Genomic DNA, 19,463 nt, shown 5'->3' on the forward strand with positions numbered 1-19,463 from the left:
GTCGGGTGTAGATGTCGCAATCCACACCGAACCCAGAAGGCCCTCACCTGTTCAAGCACCCAGCACGCGTGTCACCAACGTCCCGGGACAGCACAGCTAGGTGCCTGCCGGCGAACGCCTCGGCCACGCGCCGAGCGCCCTGCGTGCCGCTGTGGTCGCGATGGAGGCCGCATCTGCACGACGCCACGGATGGTGCACCCCGGCAACAACACCCGCTCGTTGGTGCACGTCCTCGGCCTACGCGCCCTGGCACGAGTTCGCAGGGTCCGCCGCCGCGAGCGCCTTGCACTTCTCATGCCACCTTGATGACAACCTTGCCCGAGGCGTGACCGTTCTCTACGGTGGCGAGGGCGGCCGGGGCGTCGGAGAGCGGATGGACCGCGGTGATCACGGGTGCGAGACGTCCGTCGAGGGCCAGCCGGGCCGACCGTTCCAGGTTCTCGCGGTCGACGCGACGCTCGACGAAACGCTCACCGAGATCGGGTACGGACATATCACCCACAGCGATGACGTTGCGGCGATCCTGGGCCAGCGGAGCGATGGCCCGCAGCGAGGTGCCTTCGACCAGGTCGACGATCCCGTCGAAGCCGTCCGGAACCAGCGCGCGCGCCGCGGCGGCGGCGTCCTCGGCGGTGTAGTCGATGAACCGCACCCCGATGGCCTCGGCATGCTCGCGTTTGGCGGTACTCCCGGTGCCGATCACACGCAGCTCGCGCCCCACAGCCAGCCGGGCGACGGCGAGGCCGACCCCGCCCCCGACTCCATTGACCAAAACCGTGGCACCGGCCGGGAGACTGAGCTGGTCGAGCACATCCACCGCGGTCGTCCCGGCTACTGGCAGCGTTGCCGCCACGGTCGCGGACAGACCCTCCGGGATGCGCGCGGTGTTCGGCGCGGACAGCACCGTCGTCTCGGCGTAGGTGCCGCCACCGGTGAGTGCGAAGCCGAAGACCGCGTCACCCACCTCGAGCCCGCTGACGTCCTCGCCCCGGGCGAGAACGGTTCCGGCTGCCTCCATGCCCAGCACGCGGGGAAACGCACGCCCGCCGTCGAACCCGTCGACCAGACCCGAGCGCAGAAGGTGGTCGAGGGGATTCACGCCGGCGACGTCGACCCGTATCAGCACCTCGCCGCGACCAGGGACGGGATCGGGACGATCGAAGAACTCCTGCACCTCGGGCCCGCCATACCTGCCGAAACCCCACGCCTGCCCCATCTTCCGCCGCCTCCCGGGTGACCACCCGGTGATTCCGGGCGTTGTCGCCATCCTCACCTCTGACATTGATGTGAGGGGCAACCGGCTGAGATGCAGATCACAGCATCAGGTCGACTGCGCCACCGGTTCCTGGGCCGTGGACAGCTCCGCCCGATGTCGGCTGTTGACCCTGATCAGCACGTCGAGTGCATCCCGGGTCTCGATCAGGTGCGCGATGTCGGCGTCGATCCGGTCGCGCTCGCGCATCATCGCCGTGAACGTCTCCTCGGCGACGCCCAGGTCACCCGGGACGTCCACACACGGCAGCACAGCCGCGATCACCCTGCTGGACATACCCGCGTCGAACAGCTGCCGGATGAGTGACACGCGCTGGACCGCGGCATCGGAATAGTGACGCTGCCCCGCGTCAGAGCGTGAGCTGGTCAGCAGACCCTGCTCTTCGTAGTACCGCAGTGAGCGCGGACTCACGCCCGTGCGCTTGGACAACTCGCCTATCCGCATCCCAAAGAGCCTACGCCCGCGCGCTCCAGGCTCAGACCGCCGTCGAGTCATCGACGCTCGCGGACACCCCCACGGCTGCAGGGGCGTCCTCCCGTCCCACGACTGAACACGTTCGTCTGTACACCCCTGAGCACTTTCCTCGGCACACCGACAAGTCACCTCACCAACCCAGACCAGGAGCCAGATGAGAATCGCCCCAGCACAGCCAGAGTTGACAGGGAAAGTTCAGTTGCGTCTCCGCCTCCATGGAATCGCTGCCCACCACACGGGGCACATGCACTCCCACCCGGGCATCGCCGACGAGGTGCTGCGCCTGGAGCACACGGCGATGAGCCTCCACCCGAACGCGAAGCTCTACGGCCGCAAGACCCTCCTGGAGATGTTCGAGCCGACCCAGCCGCGGGACCGGGCACGCCTGGAGGCCCTCGAGCGCGAGCCCGACATGCCGTGTGGGCGCTCCACCACGTGCGCCACCTGTTCTCGCTGTCCGAGGACGACAGGCAGCACCCGGTAAAGCGCTCCACCGAGCGCATCAACCTCGACCGTGCACACCCACTCGCCAGGCACCTGCTCTCCATCTCCGAGCGGCACGGCGTCGACGTCGAGCACGACCCGGTGTACGGGCGCACCCGGGCCTGGGTCCACCCCCGCCCCAAGAACTGGCCGACGCCAGAGAAACCCATCGCCAGCGGGGAGCTGAGGTCCGTGCGATCGCCGCGTCAGTTCTGGCATTGGGTGGCCTGAACGGGATGGCGGGCGGTGATCGTTCGGCCACTCTATCGAGGATTCGCATCGGCGTACTGGTCGAAGTGACAGGTTGTCATTGGGCGCCGCCATGCTGATCCTGCGCGGCCGGAACCGGGGCCGAGGTGCGAGATGACCCGTGTTGGGGCGGAAGGGGATGTGCGGGGTGGCCTTGAAGGCGACGGCTGAGCAGGAGGCCGCCCGGGAGGCGTTCGCCGCCGGCCAGGACTTGGTGCTGGTGGCCGGCGCCGGTACGGGGAAAACGTCGACGCTGGTAATGATGGGCTCGGCCGCACGCGGGCGGGGCCTGTACGTGGCGTTCAACAGGCCGATCGGTTACAGCTCCCGAGGCTTCCGTGCCTACCTGCGACAACGCGGCATTGCGCGCACCATCCCCGAGGAGACTGACCAGCGGCGGCACCGGCTGAGGCACGGTGGCCACGGCAGCCGACCGCCAGGGTTTGACCGGGACCTACCGACGGCGCAACACGATCGAGCGCTGCTTCAATCGGCTCAAGGGCTTCCGCGGCATCGCTACCAGATACGAGAAGACCGCCACTTCCTATGAAGCAGCGGTCACTCTCCATCGTTCCTGCTCTGGGCAAGATCCGTTTGAAGACGGACCCTAGTGACTCGTCGCGATGGTGGCAGCCGGCTCTGGAGTGGGGCCCGAGGGCAGCCGCTCTGGAGCACGGGGACCGGACAGCCGGTTGCTAGTCGGGGAACTGGGCCGCGTCTGCGCGCACCGTTTCCACGACCGAAGCGAGGACTCCGCGTGCTTGGAGGTTGTCGGCTACGCCGGTGGCGAGTTCCCTCGCTGTTTCGGCGGGGACCTCATCGGCCTGGGCCAGCACGAGCGCCGTCTGGTGGATCTGTTGGGCCAGTGCAATGTGTCCGAGGGTGTTGGCCGCGGTGTCCGGTGTTCCGTACGCCTTCTTGAGGAAGGCGAGCGCCTGCGGGAGGTTGGGCTCGACGGCCATGAATTCCTTGGGGCGTGAGTCGTGGGGATCCTGAAGAAGAACGCGGCCGGGCGTGGCCGCGGTGCGGCCCAGGGCCGCGGCGGCGTGGATTGCCAGGGCGCTGTCAGGGACCCGTTCCACGACATCGTGCAGGACATCGATGGCGCGGTCCAGTGAGGGCGCGTGGCCGCGGCTGCCGCCAAAGGCGAGCACCCTGCCGACCCCGTCGGTGTAGACGTCGGCGGCCAGGCGCTCTTCCTCTCGACTCGTGGGCGGCTGTACTTGAATGGGCAGAGCCGCGGAGAGGACGGTGCCCGAGTCGTTGCTGAGGAGCGCGCGGATCTCGTAGCTTCCTGGTTCGGCGAGGTCGCACCCGTTGAGACCGGCACTGAGGAACAGCGGCGCGTACAGCGACTCGCCCGGCTGGAGGAGACAGGGATCGGGCTGGCGGCAGTAGCGGGCGTAGGGCAGCCACTGCCGGGCGGGCCTGCCCGCGCGGGTGATGATGACCGCGAGTTCGTCCGTGGTGAGGGTGTTGCGATCGATCACGATGGGGACGGTCGAGGTGTTCTTGAGCTTCACCTCGGCGACGATCGGCTCCAGCGCCTCGAATTGGGCCGAGGGCCGGTTGACTCGGAGGACCAGTTGAAGGGCGTGGGATGTCGTCGCCCTGAACTCCTCGAAGGCGTGTTCGCTGAACCACGGGGCTGCGCCCGGCTGTACCAGGCGCTCCGGCGCGTGGCGCATGAACAGGAGTTCGCTCTGGCTGAACACGTAGCGGAAGAGCGAGAAGAAGCGGGGTTCACCGCCTTGTGGGTAGCTGAAGGGGTAGTTCATGAAGCTCAGGGCCCACGGGTCGTTCGTCTGCGGCACCCACGGGTTTCCGAGTTCCTTCTGCCACGAGTGCGCGAGGTTGAAGCAGTGTCCGATCTCGTGCACGGCGGTCCAGAAGCGCAGCCGTTGCACGGCCTGGTCGGAATGCGGGTCGCCGGGGCGGGGGGCGGAGATGAAGGAGTTACTGAAGACCGCGCAGCCCTGACGCTGGGCCGCGCCGATTCCGTCGAACATGATCCCGCCCAGGCCAGGGCCCAGCTCATGCTGCCCTGCGAACAGCGTCCACACCTGCCATTGCGGAGCATCGGCCCAGCGGGACCAGTGGACCTGCATCGCGTCGTGCATTTCGACGTCGCTCCACAGCGCGTCGGAGCCCGCCTTGACGATCGGGACCACATTGTCGCCGCCGGTGTTCGTGACCGCGATCCCCAGCCGGGTGAAGACATCTTCGACGCTCAGTGTCGCATTCGGTAGGTCCGCGGGTCGGTTGGGGTGTGCCCGCAGGTCGTATGAGGTAACGGCAGTCGCGTCGCTCACGCAGTCGTATTCGATACTGACCTCCCGGAACGCTTCCTTCTGGAAGACGTACCTACGCGTCGCGTCGGAGGCGCCGCCACCGGTGAATGTCACGCGCACTGTGCGCTGCCTCCCGGGCGGCAGCTCCAGGCGGACATGGGTATGCGGCATGAGGAACGCAGTGCCGTCGCGGTAGCGGATCTCCCCCGCCCAGACGAGTCGGTTGTCGTCCCAGCTCACCGGGGCAATCCAGGTCACGCTTCCCCCCACCAGCAGGGAGCGTGTGCCGCTGAGAACCATGGTGGGGGCCAAACCGTCCAGGTCGACGTGCAGAGTCTCACGGATCAGGAGCGAGGGCCCGGCAGCCTCCGTACCGCCCATGCCGCCGTCCGCCTGCGGCGCACTCATCGCCAACGGGACCTTGTGGCCGGGCCAGGGCCAGGGGCGCGGCCGCGGCGCCTCAAGCACATAGACACCGCTGCGCGGCCGGGGCGGGGCATCCGGCACGCCGGACGCGGCATCGGCCGAATCGCCGGCAGAGGCCTGTGCTGTGGACGACCTGACGCCCCGATCTTGGTCAGCGGACATGCGTTCCTCCCCCAGAAGCGGCGCAGTCCGGGTGGTGTTACCCACCCGGACTCCCAGTCGCTCCACCGTCCAGCCATCGCGCAAACACGTCAATGCGCAGAAATGCGGATTGACCAGGGGATGCTTCGCGATCGGAAGGCGTAACTGGACGAAGACGTAGGAAACTTACGCCCTCCGTTAACGGCCACAAGGGCTTCCTCCGGACGTTCACCGGTCCTGCAGCACGGCAGGACCGGAACCCATGAAGTGCTCCTCAAACTCGCCTGCGGCACGAGCCCCACCGACAACTCGGCTCATTGCGTTAGCCTTTATTACCGAACAGCTAAATTGAACGCGCCCTCCGAATCCTGTCCCACGGATGTCCCGATATTCCTTTTCGGAACGGCTGCAGCCACGCCTTCACCCGAGCCACAACGGACGCACATGAGTCACCCGAAGCCGCAGATTCGATACGAAGACTGACTGATTCTTATCTAGTGCCGTTGACTCCGTCACAGGATAGGAGCAGTCTTCCCGTCACCAGTCCGCCAGCAGGTTCATCCCTGCTACATCCGACACCAGAAGGGGAATGAGATGCCATTAGAGGCTGGCCGCATTGATGAGCTTCACGAGCTGACTTCGTGGAATTCACCGCCAGTACTTCAGCTGCCTCAGGTACGTTTGCTGAGCGATTCCATGAGCTCCCGCGAAGCGCGGGAGCTGAAATTCAAGGACAAGTCTGTCGATCATCTATACGGAACAGATCAAAGTTCCCTACCTGGACTCGGAAGCGATCTCCGCGCCTTCGGTACATGGCCGAGTGTAGCGAGCACAATCTGGAACAAGTTGCTCCAGATGACCAGTTACGACCCGTCAAATGTTGATTACAACGGGTCTGTCTTCGCGGCCTTCAAGACGAAGTTCTCAACCGCTCCGTACTGGAACGGCCTTGAGTTCAACATCCAGTACCGGGATGCCACCCTCCGCTCCACCGACTACCGCGAAATGGTCGGCGCAGTGATCGACCTGGTCGGAGCCGCCGTCGCTGGCGACGTGAGGGTGCAGCTCATCGACAGCATCAAGAAGATCGCCCAACTGGCTTCCCAAGACGTCCGCTCACAGGTGAAGGACACCCTGGCCCAGAACACAACACTTAGTATTCACAATGGAAGGCTCTACGTCTTCTTCCTATACGGGACGGTCGAGATGACAGCCCGGCGGAGCAAGTACACCGTCCTCGACCAGGCTATGAGGGTTGTCCGAGGTTACGGTGTGCTCGACTTCGACTTCTGCCGGCGTCACGCGGAGAGCATTCTCAGGTACGACCGCAAGAGCGTCGAGGACTGGGAAAACGACGGAGCAGCCCACAAGGAACCCGAGAACACAAGTCCGGGATGGCCGGACGATCTGTGAACCAGCCTGCGGCAGAGCCTGCACGTAACCTGGCGAAAGCGTTCCGATGATCGAAGAAGCACTCAGCCTCGCACTGTGGGACACGCACGCGAGGACTGGGGAAACCCTGTTGTCCAGCACTCCACGCCCAATCGACGACAAGGTCGCCGGGCACTCGTACGAACATGACGGGAGCTCTCTGCCACCACTCGGACAGGACTTACATATATTCGGAGACTGGCCAGCAGTCGCAAGCACACTGCACAGGAGGCTTTATTACACATCCGGCCTCGATCCGGCCTCCGGTCTGTACAGCGGGGATCTTTTCGCGAAGTTTCGCTACCTTTTTTCCACCAGCCCTTTCTGGAACATTCACTTCAACATCGTGACACGTGAGGTGAAAGTTAAGAACTCAAGCTTCAGGCCTGTCGTCGAGGCTATTCGCGCATACTGCGAGAGCGCCGAGATCGCGCCTGCAGCAGGCAGGGAAATAGCATCGAACCTGGGGTACGGACTACATCTGGCGTTGCATCAAGGCGAGATGGCGCAGAAGCGAACCTTGCTGCAGAACTCAATGATCGCGATCACAGACGGAATGTTGCACGTCACGCTTGTCTACGCGATGCTCGAAATGAAAAGGCCTCAGCAGGGGCAGGGATATCGAGTCCTCGCACAGGATACGCAGTTGGTCATCGGGGACGGCGTGCTGGATTACGCCTTCTGTAAACGGCATGCGAACAGCATCCTGGCCTACGACTCGACGGACATCGGCGATTGGAAGGCGATGGCTGCCGCCAACCGTTGGGAATACACCGTCTGCGACGACGATTCTAGGGATGCAGCAGTGCCACGCCCCTAAGACCGTGTCCTACGTGGTGAGGCGGACGAGCCTCTTGTAGCAGCACAGGGCGGCGGCCAGACCGAGAAAGGCCAGGTAGTTTGCGGGGATTGCGTTCATAGCAGGGGCTGAGTCGGCGGTAGCCGGACAGCCACGACATGGTGCGCTCGATGACCCAGCGACGGCGCCCTAATCGTTGGCTGGACTCGATGCCCTTGCGGCGATCCGCACTCCGATCCGCTCCATCGGAGCCATCTGCGCAGGTCGGCACGGTCGTAGGCCTTGTCCGCGTGAAGGCGCTGGGGCTTGAAATGGCGGCCGCGGTGGGGGTCGTGTCTCGTTTGGTGACCCTCGACCATGGGCTTCAGCCCCTCGCCGTCGTGGCCAACAGTGAACCGGGTGGCGTGAACTGTTCGAGAAACTGCAGGCCAGGCACGGAAGGGTGCTGGTCGTGGTGGACCAGCCAGCCTCAATCGGGGCTCTGCCGCTGGCTGTTGCCCGCGAGGCCGGCTGCTGTGTCGCCTATCTGCCAGGGCTGACCATGCGGCGAATCGCCGACCTATACCCCGGTGAGGCCAAGACCGACGCCCATGACGCGAGTTCCGATGTCGAGGGTGCGGACGCCGATTTCATCGCCGCAGGCCAGCTCATCGACTGCAAGGCAACCATCCGCCTCGAGCGCGTCGGGGCGGCAGCGATCCACCAGCTGGCCGGATACCTGCTCCTCGACTACGAGGACCAGTACAACCTGGATCGCGTCAGCTTGTATCTGGCCCGGCAGGGGCAGTTGGTCGGCTGGACCAGCCAGGAATTTCTCGACCTGCTGGGCGCCCGCCAGCCACTGGATCAGCTGCAGGCGGACTGCCGCGCGGCGCTGACCTCTCCCCCGCCCCCGAAGCCGACGCGGCTGCCCCGCCAGACAACCGGCACACAGGAGAGTCTTTTCGACGCCGGCTCGTAACGGCCCTTGGTCCCAGTGCGGCGCGGCCGCGCCGTCCGGCAAGGCCGGCTGCGCAGCGCCCCTTGGAGCCCCATTCGACCAGGAACTTCCTACTACCCAGGGGCGCGTTTCGAGCGTGCTGGGCTGACAATCCAGGCGCGGATCTCGCTCTCTTCCTCGTGGGGGGTAGTCACGACGAGCAAGGAGTCGCTACCCGGAACGGCGGAGACATCACGGATGTCTTGCCGGGAGAACGTGTGATCCCAGACGGTCTGTTGCTTCTCCGCCTCCCAGATGACAGCGCGGCTAAACGATGTGCCAGCTGCGTAGTACCGACCCGATCCGAGCACAGCCACCTCGAAGATATGATCATTGGGGAGTGCGGATACCGTCTTGTCGTGCAGGACAGTACGTGTTTCCACATCGACTGTCACCGCGTGCCCATCAGCTGTGCCGAAAATCGCGAGTTGCCCGTCATCGCTGAGTCTTACACCGTTGGCCGCGCATTGGCAGGTCGCAGGCTTGGCTGTGTAACGGGGATTGCCGGTGCGCCAGGTCTCAACGCCCTCCAAACTGGCGGCCAGAAGTCGACCGTTGTCGGTGACAGCCCAGTCTTCGTACGCTGTACGCCCACCGTCCGGGGGTGGTTTGTCCGGGTAGGCAATCGATAGGCCCGTCGCGACGTTCACCAAGTGGATGTCGAATTGGCCGTAGACAAATGTCCGACCGGACCGGCTTAGGTTGCCAGCGGCTTCGTAGGGGTCGATTTTGAAGTCCTTCGGGGCACCGCCCCGAATCTTTACGGCGCGTATGAATCCGGTATCCGAGACTGCGGCCACCGTGCTGCTGTCACGTGAGACGTGCAGATCCTCCACGCCTCCGGGGACGGAGGTCAAGAACTGCGGGGCAGCGGCGTCGTTCAGGGAAACGAGGTGCACCTTTCCCGCCGACGTGCCCAGAACGAACAGCCGTTGGCTGATGGCCGTGACGGCCGTCACTCGGTCCTGGCCAGTGGTCGGCAACTCACTCAGGAAGAAGCGCGGCCTTGGCTCAGCCTGCTCCGAGCGCTGACTGTGACCACTGGGCCCTTTGTGGGGTTTCCAAAGGGCAACCCCAACACCGACCCCGATCGCCACGAGCAGCACCAGGGCCGCAGCCAGTATGCGCAACCGTCGGGTGTGGAGGTGGAGGCCGGCGGCGATTCCTAGCGCACGTTTCACCCTGTGCTCTCCTTCGACGGCTTGGGTTGGATAAACGCTTCACCTACGCGGAGGCTCCGGTCGGAACCTGTCCAGGAGCTGTTGTAGTCCCACGACCACATGGGTGGCTTCGGTAGCGGGGCGGTCCGGAAGGGCTTCCCTTCGTCGTCCACACGCAGGGTGGCCGTTTTACCCTCCGAGGTAACATCGAGTTCCAGGTACCAGGCGTAACGGGCGTGTTTGGCCAGGGCGGTCACCAAGAAGGTCTCGATCTCCCCTTTATTGACCGTGAAGCCGAATGGGCGGCCGTCTGTCGCCTTGTACTTGGCGCGCGGCAGGGCTTGGTCAAGGTCGATGTCGATGGGGCGGAGGTTCGCGTTACCGGCGGAGGGGCACGTCAGCCCGACAGATGGCGGCGGCTGGTCTCGCTTTACGACGATGACCCGGAGATTGTTGATCTGGACCTGCTGTGACGCGCTTCCCTGCACCGCGACTTGTAATTTACTCTTCCCAGCGTCCACCCCACCGCTTCTCGTCATCCAGTCGTGAAAGTTAGAGCATCCCCGGCCCGGCCCGGTTGCCGGCCGTGTGCCGATCGGCACGACACCGACGATACTTTGGTCACTGAATCCCCCGATCTTCGCAGGGTTTGTCTCGACGGAGATGGTGACGGCTGGTTCGTCGCCCTTGCCCCAGGTCTCAACTGCGGTGGTGAGGTAGGTGACGACCCAGGAGGCGACGCCGACAACAACCGTAGTCACGATCAGTCCCGGCAGCGAGAAGAGTAATTCTCGCCATTGCTTTTTCTCGCCAGCGGCTGAGTCGTCTTGCGGCTGTGGAGCTTGGTTCGTACTCGTCATGACACCGCCGTAGGTTCGCGCACCGGGCCTGCCTAGCCACAAAGGGGATGTTACGGCTAGCATCGCGACTTTAGCACCAAGTCGTCCATTTATTAGATGAGTTGGCCTTGTTGCTGCTATGAGCGTCGACCGGGACGCCCGCCCTTCCCTGAAGAGTTCGTCCTCATCGGTCGTACGTGGCGTGAGATGCCGGACAGCAACTACTGTCGCTCGGGCGTTCGATCTTGAGTCGGGGTGAGGGGTTCGAAGGCTGGCGCGGAGGAGCCCACGGCGGTGAGGAGATAGACGTCAGGGGCGTACTTGCCGGCGGTGCGCAGGCCGTGCAATTCGCGTCTGGTCACCGTCAGGGTGGCGGTGTTCCATGCTGGAGCAGCGGTCGCGAGGACGAGGCGCTGCGCAGCAACCGCCTGGCAGCCGTCGAGGAGTTTGCACAGCTCTCTTTTGATGTCGCGGTGGACGTCGCCCAGTGCGTTGGTCTTCTTCGCTTCGCCGAGCCAGATTTCGTCGGCGTGGGCCAGGGCGAAGTCGATCTCCACGAACGACTCGCCGTGGCGCAGGATCTCGAATTCCGCTGCCATCAGGGGGCGCAGGCCTCTGGCCTGGCGGCGCAGGTAGCGGGTGGCCTGCAGAGGTACGTCGGCGTCGTTGTCGATGAGTTCGGCAACCGCCGGATGGAGTTCGTAGGTCCACTCAGGTTCGCTGGTCGAGCCTGGGCGAGGTCGTTGCCGGCGCCGCAGCGGCGGCAACGGTAGTGCTGCGTGATCTCCTCCAGGGGGTAGAACTCGAAGGCCGAGCATTCCTGGCAGCCCAGGGCCAGCCCTCTGCGCAGGAGCCCTTGTCGGGCCCATTCGTCGACCTGGGCACGCCGCTGCGAGGTGTCCCATTCGGGTGCGAGGGGAGTGGCGGCCAGGGCGCGGAAGGTCATCACCACCGAGGTCTTAAAGAACCACCAGCCGTCCTCGGGCTGGCCGGGATGCTGCTGGCCGGGCAGGAACGTCTGCAAGAGGTCCCATCCGGGGCCAGCGGCAAGATCTTCGAGGGCTGCGCGGGAGCCGAGAAGACGTTCGGCCACGGCCGCCCGTTTGCCCGCGGCGCTCGGCTGCACACGGTGGGGCTTAGCCGCCATGGCCAGAACGGCTGGCAGGCTCGGCCAGCGCAGCCGAGGTGCGGCCAGCGTGCCCGCCAAGGAGGCCCCACGGGGGACGAAGTCGAAAGCGGTGGGAGGAGTAGGTGATACCCCCGTCCGCGGCCCGTACGAACGTCCCCCACACGTTGCCCTGCCCGGCGTGCAGCGCGTCGTCGGTCAACGTGCGGTGCGGTGGCAGCGGGTGGTCCGAAGCAACCAGCAGGACCTGACACTTGTCCCGGGCGCCATCGAGCCCTGGCGGAACCTCCGCAGGCAGCCCCAGGGCCGCCTCCAGCGAGCCGTCCGGCAACACGGTGGCCGGCAACGAACGCGGCAGATCCCACGCCTGCTCATGCACGTAGAGGCTGTTGCCCCTGGTACGCAGATCCTCCACCGGCACACAGACGAATGCCTTGTCGTCCACCTCCCTGCCGTTGACGAAGGCGCGTGGCCGTCGGTCCCACATCGCGTGCATCCGCTCCTTGACGTCCCCCACGGACATCGAGGCACTGGTGACCCGGATCGTGCCTGGCCCCCTCCAGCGCGGGAAGCGGCCCATGATCGTGAACAGGCTCGGTTCCTGCCACGGCAGCCACATGCACGGGCCGTGGACCAGGCCGGCGAGCTGAGCCAGCGCGAAATCCTCCGGCCTGACCCCGACCACCACCACCGGCTCCGCTCTAAGGCGGTCACGGTCCAGGCGCACGCATCGGACTGCCGCCGGATCGAGCAGAGCGAGCGTGTCCTGCGGTGATGCGGGGTGCAGCCAGTCCAGCACCACGGTGCTGGCCCGCTGGGTGACCCCGTCCCGCCAGCGCGCCTCATCAGGCACGAGAGGCTCGGCGGTGGGCGTCTGCAAGTCCACACCCACACGGGCCGCATAGGCCAAAGCAGTCGGCGTCGTCACCAGCGGAAAGGGCACGCCCAGGACCGGCCGGACGGCCACGTCGGCCAACGCGGTCAGACCATCTGGGTAGGGTCGTCGAACAGATGCGTCTCCTGCACCGCGTCCCGTAGGGCATTCACGCTCAGCCGCTCCCGCAGCGCCGCGATCGCCGGTTCCAGATCTGGCAACCCGCAAAGGTCCCACGCCTCCGTGCGCGCGAAGTCCTCGGCCTGACGTCTCGCCTCGCCCTCGAGACCGCCCAGCGCCCGGCCCACGGCCCCCGGGTAGATCCCTTCGACCGTGGCGCCTGAAGGCGCGTACTCCAGTACATGATCGGGCTGCATCCGCCGCATCACGTCCGCCAGCGCAGGATGATCAACCACCGAGGCACGCACGACCACTCCGGCACAGCCTCCTCACACCCGGTTCAGCGCGCCCAGACCTGCCGCCGCCCACCGCACCCACTGCGCCTCGGCGGAGGGCACCACCACCAGTAGGCGCGGCGGCCGCGCGAACGCCCGCAACGTCAGGAACCGAGACTCATCAGCCACTCCCCCACTCTGGCAAAGCAGCCGCCGCTCAAGCATCCGATATCGCCCACTCCAAAGCGTGAGCCCCAGCCCGGGCGAGCGCACGCTGAGATAGCGTCGTGGTCTGCGCAGGGTACTGCCGGTGCAGGTTCCGCCGAATGGGCAGGTCAACGCCAGGATTCTTTGTGGAACTCACCCCCGCCGAGGAAGACACCATCGCCGCGCACGCGTCCGCCCTGGGCCTGTCCCGGACAAATACGTCCGCCAGACGGCCGCCGAGCGGGCCCTCAACTGGCAGCGGGAACGCGACGCCTTCCACGCCCTGGCACAGCGGCGGGGACGCACGTTCGAGGAGGTGGTGCGCCGCGGAAGCCTCACCGACAACAACCTCTGACCATCGGCACTCCTTCCCTGTGTTCTCGGCACGGCCGAGCAGGACGTACTGGACGAACTGACTGCGGCCCGCGAGCGCCGTCCGTGCAAGCCGGCCTCGGCGGCCGCCTGCGAGCAACACCCTCCCCTGTCGGTGGTTCCGCCATGTCAGCTCGCCCGGATCAGGCCGGCCGTCCCCCAACGCCGTCAGCGTCAGCGGAGTTTGGCCCGGGCGGAGTCGATCCGTGCGAAATCCTCAGGCCCCTCGTCCATGAGCATTCCCTCGGCGATCCACCAGCGGTGCCACGACTGGGTGAAGGTCGTCTCCTGCGGGATCGTCCTCACCGTCATGCCACCGCGCAACCGCACGGCCCGCGCCCACCACCAGGTCGGCGAGTTGGAGGGAGGGATGGTCCACCGAGCGGCCGCGCACAAGATCCTGAAGATGGTTTCCCTTGATGAGACCGCGGACCAGGCCCACAGCCATGGCCCCGCGCTCCAGGACATCCAGCTTGTCGTCGGTCAGCAACCGCTGGTCGTCCGCGAGGACCTGGAGCTTGCCGTCGTGGCGTATCGACGCGTGGAGAATGACCGTGGGCACGGCGGTGCCGGGGGGGTCCATGGTGTCGTCCAGAAGACCGTGTTCTCCGGTCGGTGTGGCCTGGGCCGGACGCTCACGGGCGAACGTCTCAGCTTCCAGGCGGGTCTTGCGCAGCATGTCCAGAACCTGTGCTGCCTTCTTCGCCTGGGGTCCTTGCGGCGGCGGGCGTAGGCATAGGACTCCTGAAGAACGGTGCAAAGATCGTCAACCGTGACCTGGTCGCCTGTGCGGTTCTTCTTGGAGAAGAGGCGCACGGCGGTGGCGATGAGCCGGTCGAAGCCGTCGCGGCCCAGTGCTCGCGGTCCTTCGGTGGCCAGGTCCAGACTTCGACCGACCGCCCGAACACGACCTGCGGGACATTACGGACGCGATCTTGTACTGGACCGTACCGGGGTTCAGTGGCGCTACCTTCCACACGGCTTCCCGCACTGGACACGGTCTACGGCTACTTCGCCAGGTGGCAGCAGGAAGGCGTGTTCGACCAGCTCAATGACCTGCTCAGGCAACTCTTACGGCAGAAGGAAGGACGGGAGCCCGAACCGTCGGCCTGCGTGATCGACGCGCAGAGCGTGAAAACCTCCACCAGCGTGCTCGCCTCCGGCCAGGGCATCAACGCCGGGAAGAGGATCGTGGGCAGGAAGCGGAGCATCGTCACCGACGCGATGGGCCTTGTTCTTGCCGTGCTGGTCACGGCGGCGAGCGTGCAGGACTCCATCGCCGGCGGCCAGCTCCTGGACCAGGTCGCCGCCGAACACCCTCGCATCCGCAAGGTGTGGGTCAACGGAGGCTACCGCCAGCACCTCGTCGAGCACGCCGCCGACCTCGGCATCGACATGGAAATCACTCAACGCAAGCCCGGGACCAGGGGTTTCACCCCGATCCCGAAGCGGTGGGTGGTCGAGCGGACCTACGGATGGCTCATGCTCCACCGCCGACTGGCCGGCGACTACGAAACCCGGCCGCCCGCTCCGAAGCCATGATCCATATCGCTATGCCAGACCTCATGGCCCGCCGCCTCACCAGGGAGAACACCATCTCCTGGCGCGACCCGACACCGCGGACCAAACAGCAGATTCCGGGATGAAACAACGAGAGAAAACGACCTCTAAGAGATCAAGCTTCCGCTTCGGGGCCCGCACCGGTACGCCGCGCAGACAGGTCGATACCGGCTGACCGGGCCATCGCCTCGGCGAACCGTGCCCGTGACGCGTGCGGCACGTGTCCGAGAACCTCCAGAATGTCCTGCTCCGGTGACACCAGGAGCACGCCGGTCGTGGTGACCGCCGACTCCCCGTGCTCGCTGATCAGTCGGCGCAGGTCGGCGTCGCGGTGTGCGTCCCGCACGATCCACGGCGACTGCACCTCTTCCAGGGCGTTGTGCGCCTGGATGACCTCGACGACGTATTGGAGGACCTGGTCGTACTGCTCGGCATCGAGGTGCCGGACGACGATCCTCGGCAGCGTCTCAAACGCCGCCTCGTATTGCCGGCTGGCCCGCAGCGCGAGGTACAGGTTCTCGAGCGCCATCGCATGCCCACTGGGGTCGTCGAGCTCCTGGTGGATTGCGTCGGCGCAGCGCAGGAGGTCTAGGGCCTCCGGCCGTTCGTCGCGGCAGGCGGCATGGCCGCGGTCGTTGAACAGCTCCGCCTGCATGCGCCGGGATGTGCGCCAGGCGGGTGCCGTGATGCTGACGTCGCCGGACTCGGCCCCGGCATTGACGCGGCAGGCTTCGAACGCCTCGATCGCCTGCTGGTCGGCCTCGCGGGCCTCGTCCGCGCGCTCGCAACTGTCGAGAAGCTTGGCGCGGTGCAGCAGCGCGAGGGGCAACAGCTCGGCAAGGCTGGTACTGCGCCCGGCGAACCGCAGCGCCACACGGACCATCTCGTCGGCGGCGGCGAGACCCCCGGTCGTGTCGTCCGCGACCGCGAATGCCATCAGGCACCACTGCAAGGCGGTTGTCACCTTGCGCTCGTCGCCGGCGACGTAGTCGAGGTCAAGACGCCTCACGACGGCCATGGTTGCACGGGCGGCATCCGCCGCCTCGCCTGCACGAGGCAACGTCGCCAGGACGATGGCATGGCAGCTGCTCGCCGTGAGCAATGCGAGGCTCGGTACGGTGACGCCGGTGTCGAGCCGGGTGAGGATAGCTATCGCCTCCTCGGCGAGGGGCAGGGCCGCCTCCGACTCGCCGGCGTTGAACCGGCCCAGCGCCGCGTTGGTCAGTGCGAGGGCCAGCGTCTCGGAAGTCTCTGCCAAGACCGAGTTGCCCAGGCCGCGCAGGATGGCGATCGCCTCCTCGGCCAGGCTTGCCGACTCGGCCGGGCGGCCGGCCGAGTCCAGGTCGGTGGCGAGGTTCATGAGCACGGTGGCGAGCCGCGCGTCGAAGACGCCGGGATGTTCGGCCCGCAGCGTGCGGTACAAGTCGAGCGCGGCGGTTCCGACCTCGATCGCCTCGGGCCCGCGACGGGCCCGCCACAGCGCGATGTTCAGATCCACCAGGACCTCGGCCAGCGTGGGACGGAAACGCTCAGCGTTTCCGTCGGACAACCGGTTTGCTTCCTGTACGGCTCGGTGGAAGGCATCGACCGCCTGCGTCCACTGACCGAGAGTCATGTGCAGCAATCCGGTGACACGGTGTTCGTCGACGATGTCACCGGCCGTATCGGTCCGGTCGGCCAAGGAGCGGCGCAGCGTGGTTAGTTCCTGCAGGAGCGCCAGGGTCGTCTCGGTGGCTCCGGTGCGGGCCGCGAGCTCCGCCTGCTTGGTGAGCGTGTTGAGCAGTTGGTCCGCGAACAGGCGCGGGTTGTGCCCAACGAGCCGCCGCAGGATCGTCGCCGCAGCGGCCGAATGGTCCAGCGCCGCTGCGTGCCGGCCGTCGCGCTCCAGTCCGCGGCTCAGGTCGGCCAGGTGACGAGCGTGGTCGGGTTCGAAGCGCTCGGGGTCCTCCCCGGCCAGCGCGGCGGTGATCTCGACGGCGGTTTGCAGCGCCTCGACCGACGCCGCGACGTCACCGAGGGCAAGCCGGGAGAGGCCCTGGTTGTTCAGTGCCATGGCCAACTGGTCGCGCAGATGCGGGTTGCCGTCGCCAGCCTCGATGCGCGCCCGGATCAGCCCGACCGCCTCGGTGGCGGCGGTGTGGGCGTCGGCGTGCCTGCCATGGGCGTTGTAGTCGACCGCGAGGTTGTTGAGGATCACGCCGTGGCCCGCGGAGAACCGGGAGTCCACCGTGGCAAGCGCGTCCTGTATCCCGCTGGCCCGCCGGGTGGCTGCCATCGCCTCCCCGGTCCGGCCGACGTGCCCCAGCACGATGCCGAGCTGGTTCCAGGCCGCGGCGAGTGCGGGATAGAAGGCGAAGGGCTCCGACTCGTCCAGCGCCTCGTACGCCGTAACAGCCAGTTCGGCCGCCGTGACCGCGTCCGCGAAGAGCCCGGCGTTTGCCAGGCGCACGCTGAGGTCCAGTTGCAGAGCACCCTCGTCCTGCCTGTTCGCGACCGTCGTCATCCGATGCTTGGCGAGTCGTGCGGCGATGACCGCGGCGGGCAGGTCGAGGCTGACGCTGCGATGGCTGGGAATCTGCGCATCAAGGACCTCCAAGAGGGCCAGTGGCGCGTACCCGGCGAGCACCGTGAGCGAGGCGGCGCTGATATGCCGTACGACGGCTGGCTGCTCGATGATGACCGAGGTGAGGTAGCCGGCGACGTGCGGCCATCGGCGGCCCGTCTCGATGACGACGCTCCAGGCGTTGCGCCGGCTGCCCGGGTCGACCTCTGCTGAATCGGCCGCCGTGCCGAGCAGGCGCCGCGCGACCGTGCCGTGCCACGCATCCGCCCGATGCGCCCGCCGCGCCGCCGGGCCGTCCGGGGTGACGACCGGCAGATGCCGGGCGAGGAAATCCTCGCCGAGACGGTCGGGCCGCATTGGCTCAAGCAGCGTGCCGAGCGCCTCGGGGGGTAGCACGCGGCGTGGGCGATCGCCATGGTATGTGCATCTGGAGGGTTTGCCGCGAGTTCGACGGTTTGAAGGAGACGCACGGCGTCCGGCGACGGCAGAGCCTGGGCCATGACCGCCACCGCGGTGAGCCGCGCCATCATGCTCGGCTCGACGCCGATCCGGCGCGTGTCGCTCAGCCGTTGCCAGTGGTGGAATTCGCGATCGAGCAGGTACGCGGACAGCTCACCCGGATCGTCCGGTGCGGCGGCGCCGCGCACGTGTGCATCGACGGCGGCCAGCGCGGCCATGTGCAGAGTAAGCGCCGACCCCGAGGCGCCGTCTTCCAGATGCTGCGGCGCCGCGACCGCGTCCGGGTCGGCGACATCATAGATGGGCGCGAAGCTCCGCACAGCCGCTCGGAAGACTGCGTGCCGCTGCGATCCGCCGTCGCCCAGGGCCGCCAAGTGCTCCTGCGATGCCGCCACCCCGGCCACACGCAGCGTGTACTGAATGGAGTCCCACCACGGGCCGTCCGCCCGTGCCAGCAGCAGCCACCGAATCCGGCCGGGCGCATCGGGCCGCCATCGCAGAAGACGGTCGAGCTGGTCGTGGGTCAGCCGCTCGGCGTAATCGACCAGCAAGAGGTAGTCGGCCGGCGAGGCTGCCCACCGACCGGCCGGTTGCGGGCCTGCCGCGGGATCGGCCTGCAGGACCGTCCAGCCGTCGGTCAGCGACAGCTGGGCGAAGTGGTCGGCCAGGCGGGTTTTGCCCTCGCCGCCCAGGGCCCAGACGAGATGCGCCGCGTACGGCGCCGTCCCATCCCGCCATGCCCCGAGGCACGCGATTTCGTGCTCCCGCCCCGCGAAGCTGACCACACCGTGGCGCGTGGCCAGCAACTCGCTGGGCGGCAACTCCCGCAACGCCGTCGTCGTGAGTGGCTGCGGCGGTTGGAACGGACGCCACGGGTGCTCGTCACGATCAGACGACCGTTGCGTGGCTAAGCAGTCCTGGACGGTCGCTAGCACCGCGCTGACGGCAGCGTCAGCGGCCCCTCCCCGCTTGATTCGCTCCCGGGTTCTCACGGACGGGAGTCGCGAGCGGGGAGGCTGGGCTTGATCCAGGAGCGTGCGCCACCAGCCTTCATCGAATGGTTCATCCGCCCACGTGCTCAACTGCCGGACGACGGCGATCAGCTTTTCGCTGCTGCTCGGGCTCGGGGTCTTCGCCATGGTCCACGTGGCGTGCACCCACTCGTTCACGGTGTTGTGCGACGGTCCGTCGACGACCGCGCTGACGAGGAAACGACGTGAGTACTCGTGCCCGGTCTTCTTGCGGTACTCGGTTCGGGCCTTGGCCTCTAGGTGTGCTGTCCCGGGACGTTGGTGACACGCGTGCTGGGTGCTTGAACAGGTGAGGGCCTTCTGGGTTCGGTGTGGATTGCGACATCTACAC

General features: G+C 66.6%; 17 protein-coding genes and 4 pseudogenes. 8 read left to right on the forward strand and 13 right to left on the reverse strand.

Translation table 11 applies throughout. The annotated features are described in order from the left end of the window. Positions 1-292 precede the first annotated feature (292 nt). The gene (locus tag ACIQU3_RS36605) at positions 293-1,174 is read right to left on the reverse strand and encodes an NADP-dependent oxidoreductase (RefSeq protein ID WP_403930082.1); all 882 of its coding nucleotides are present in this window, start codon (positions 1,172-1,174) and stop codon (positions 293-295) included. A 147-nt stretch (positions 1,175-1,321) separates the two neighbouring features. Then, a complete protein-coding gene (locus ACIQU3_RS36610) occupies positions 1,322-1,717 on the reverse strand; it encodes a MerR family transcriptional regulator (protein WP_403930085.1) in 396 nt (131 codons plus the stop codon). Between the two features lie 274 nt (positions 1,718-1,991). Between ACIQU3_RS36610 and ACIQU3_RS36615 the strand changes: the two genes are divergently transcribed. From ACIQU3_RS36615 to ACIQU3_RS36625, 3 genes and pseudogenes are all read left to right on the forward strand, one after another. Further along, the gene (locus tag ACIQU3_RS36615) at positions 1,992-2,231 is read left to right on the forward strand and encodes a hypothetical protein (protein ID WP_403930088.1); all 240 of its coding nucleotides are present in this window, start codon (positions 1,992-1,994) and stop codon (positions 2,229-2,231) included. Then, on the forward strand, positions 2,183-2,461 hold the full coding sequence (locus ACIQU3_RS36620) for a hypothetical protein (RefSeq protein WP_403930091.1): 279 nt from the start codon (positions 2,183-2,185) through the stop codon (positions 2,459-2,461). The genes ACIQU3_RS36615 and ACIQU3_RS36620 overlap by 49 nt, the downstream gene beginning before the upstream one ends. Positions 2,462-2,934: 473 nt before the next feature. After that, a pseudogene (locus ACIQU3_RS36625) lies at positions 2,935-3,090 on the forward strand (IS5/IS1182 family transposase); the annotation flags it as partial. 84 nt (positions 3,091-3,174) lie between these two features. Here ACIQU3_RS36625 and ACIQU3_RS36630 read toward each other — a convergent pair. Next, entirely contained in the window at positions 3,175-5,358 is a 2,184-nt protein-coding gene (locus ACIQU3_RS36630; protein WP_403930093.1) for a hypothetical protein, read from the reverse strand. 834 nt (positions 5,359-6,192) lie between these two features. On the opposite strand from ACIQU3_RS36630, the gene ACIQU3_RS36635 reads away from it, so the two are divergent. Then, positions 6,193-6,750 carry a hypothetical protein gene (locus ACIQU3_RS36635; RefSeq protein WP_403930095.1) on the forward strand — a complete coding sequence of 186 codons (558 nt, stop codon included), beginning with the start codon at positions 6,193-6,195 and terminating at the stop codon, positions 6,748-6,750. A gap of 46 nt (positions 6,751-6,796) precedes the next feature. After that, positions 6,797-7,588 (forward strand): hypothetical protein, encoded by a 792-nt coding sequence (locus ACIQU3_RS36640; protein ID WP_403930098.1) that lies wholly within the window; start codon positions 6,797-6,799, stop codon positions 7,586-7,588. A gap of 9 nt (positions 7,589-7,597) precedes the next feature. Here the strand turns inward: ACIQU3_RS36640 and ACIQU3_RS36645 are convergent. Beyond that, positions 7,598-7,950, reverse strand: a pseudogene (locus ACIQU3_RS36645) (transposase); the annotation flags it as partial. On the opposite strand from ACIQU3_RS36645, the pseudogene ACIQU3_RS36650 reads away from it, so the two are divergent. Beyond that, positions 7,879-8,166, forward strand: a pseudogene (locus ACIQU3_RS36650) (transposase); the annotation flags it as partial. The pseudogenes ACIQU3_RS36645 and ACIQU3_RS36650 overlap by 72 nt on opposite strands. 454 nt (positions 8,167-8,620) lie before the next feature. On the opposite strand, the gene ACIQU3_RS36655 reads toward ACIQU3_RS36650, so the two are convergent. The 8 genes from ACIQU3_RS36655 to ACIQU3_RS36690 all read right to left on the reverse strand — a co-directional run bounded on the left by ACIQU3_RS36655 (position 8,621) and on the right by ACIQU3_RS36690 (position 14,198). Beyond that, positions 8,621-9,727, reverse strand: a complete 1,107-nt coding sequence (locus ACIQU3_RS36655) for a WD40 repeat domain-containing protein (RefSeq protein ID WP_403930101.1) — start codon at positions 9,725-9,727, stop codon at positions 8,621-8,623. After that, entirely contained in the window at positions 9,724-10,566 is an 843-nt protein-coding gene (locus ACIQU3_RS36660; protein ID WP_403930102.1) for a hypothetical protein, read from the reverse strand. The genes ACIQU3_RS36655 and ACIQU3_RS36660 overlap by 4 nt, the downstream gene beginning before the upstream one ends. A 200-nt stretch (positions 10,567-10,766) precedes the next feature. Further along, the gene (locus tag ACIQU3_RS36665; protein ID WP_403731503.1) at positions 10,767-11,144 is read right to left on the reverse strand and encodes a hypothetical protein; all 378 of its coding nucleotides are present in this window, start codon (positions 11,142-11,144) and stop codon (positions 10,767-10,769) included. Further along, positions 11,144-11,638, reverse strand: coding sequence for a hypothetical protein (locus ACIQU3_RS36670; protein ID WP_403930105.1), 495 nt, complete (start codon positions 11,636-11,638; stop codon positions 11,144-11,146). The genes ACIQU3_RS36665 and ACIQU3_RS36670 overlap by 1 nt, the downstream gene beginning before the upstream one ends. Positions 11,639-11,681: 43 nt before the next feature. Further along, positions 11,682-12,647 carry a hypothetical protein gene (locus ACIQU3_RS36675; RefSeq protein ID WP_403930107.1) on the reverse strand — a complete coding sequence of 322 codons (966 nt, stop codon included), beginning with the start codon at positions 12,645-12,647 and terminating at the stop codon, positions 11,682-11,684. 5 nt (positions 12,648-12,652) lie between these two features. Beyond that, positions 12,653-12,979 (reverse strand): hypothetical protein, encoded by a 327-nt coding sequence (locus tag ACIQU3_RS36680; RefSeq protein ID WP_403930109.1) that lies wholly within the window; start codon positions 12,977-12,979, stop codon positions 12,653-12,655. A 15-nt stretch (positions 12,980-12,994) separates the two neighbouring features. Further along, positions 12,995-13,129 (reverse strand): hypothetical protein, encoded by a 135-nt coding sequence (locus ACIQU3_RS36685; protein ID WP_403731496.1) that lies wholly within the window; start codon positions 13,127-13,129, stop codon positions 12,995-12,997. Between the two features lie 607 nt (positions 13,130-13,736). Beyond that, positions 13,737-14,198, reverse strand: coding sequence for a hypothetical protein (locus ACIQU3_RS36690; RefSeq protein ID WP_403930111.1), 462 nt, complete (start codon positions 14,196-14,198; stop codon positions 13,737-13,739). A 190-nt stretch (positions 14,199-14,388) separates the two neighbouring features. Here ACIQU3_RS36690 and ACIQU3_RS36695 point away from each other — a divergent pair. Continuing rightward, a pseudogene (locus ACIQU3_RS36695) lies at positions 14,389-15,165 on the forward strand (IS5 family transposase); the annotation flags it as partial. Between the two features lie 29 nt (positions 15,166-15,194). Here ACIQU3_RS36695 and ACIQU3_RS36700 read toward each other — a convergent pair. After that, positions 15,195-17,999: a hypothetical protein gene (locus ACIQU3_RS36700; protein ID WP_403930113.1), complete on the reverse strand. Its 2,805-nt coding sequence runs from the start codon at positions 17,997-17,999 to the stop codon at positions 15,195-15,197. A 44-nt stretch (positions 18,000-18,043) separates the two neighbouring features. On the opposite strand from ACIQU3_RS36700, the gene ACIQU3_RS36705 reads away from it, so the two are divergent. Beyond that, positions 18,044-19,012 carry a hypothetical protein gene (locus tag ACIQU3_RS36705; protein ID WP_403930115.1) on the forward strand — a complete coding sequence of 323 codons (969 nt, stop codon included), beginning with the start codon at positions 18,044-18,046 and terminating at the stop codon, positions 19,010-19,012. Positions 19,013-19,463 lie beyond the last annotated feature (451 nt).

Origin of the sequence: Streptomyces sp. NPDC101110 (genome assembly GCF_044759525.1) — a bacterium.
In the GTDB taxonomy this organism is placed as follows: domain Bacteria; phylum Actinomycetota; class Actinomycetes; order Streptomycetales; family Streptomycetaceae; genus Streptomyces.

Excerpts from the sequence above, each read along its gene's own strand:
- ACIQU3_RS36610 (WP_403930085.1), bottom strand. The coding sequence starts at position 1,717 with ATGCGGATAGGCGAGTTGTCCAAGCGCACGGGCGTGAGTCCGCGCTCA.
- ACIQU3_RS36615 (WP_403930088.1), top strand. The coding sequence starts at position 1,992 with ATGCACTCCCACCCGGGCATCGCCGACGAGGTGCTGCGCCTGGAGCAC.
- ACIQU3_RS36630 (WP_403930093.1), bottom strand. The coding sequence starts at position 5,358 with ATGTCCGCTGACCAAGATCGGGGCGTCAGGTCGTCCACAGCACAGGCC.
- ACIQU3_RS36635 (WP_403930095.1), top strand. The coding sequence starts at position 6,193 with ATGACCAGTTACGACCCGTCAAATGTTGATTACAACGGGTCTGTCTTC.
- ACIQU3_RS36640 (WP_403930098.1), top strand. The coding sequence starts at position 6,797 with ATGATCGAAGAAGCACTCAGCCTCGCACTGTGGGACACGCACGCGAGG.
- ACIQU3_RS36660 (WP_403930102.1), bottom strand. The coding sequence starts at position 10,566 with ATGACGAGTACGAACCAAGCTCCACAGCCGCAAGACGACTCAGCCGCT.
- ACIQU3_RS36665 (WP_403731503.1), bottom strand. The coding sequence starts at position 11,144 with ATGGCAGCGGAATTCGAGATCCTGCGCCACGGCGAGTCGTTCGTGGAG.
- ACIQU3_RS36690 (WP_403930111.1), bottom strand. The coding sequence starts at position 14,198 with ATGCTGCGCAAGACCCGCCTGGAAGCTGAGACGTTCGCCCGTGAGCGT.
- ACIQU3_RS36700 (WP_403930113.1), bottom strand. The coding sequence starts at position 17,999 with ATGCGGCCCGACCGTCTCGGCGAGGATTTCCTCGCCCGGCATCTGCCG.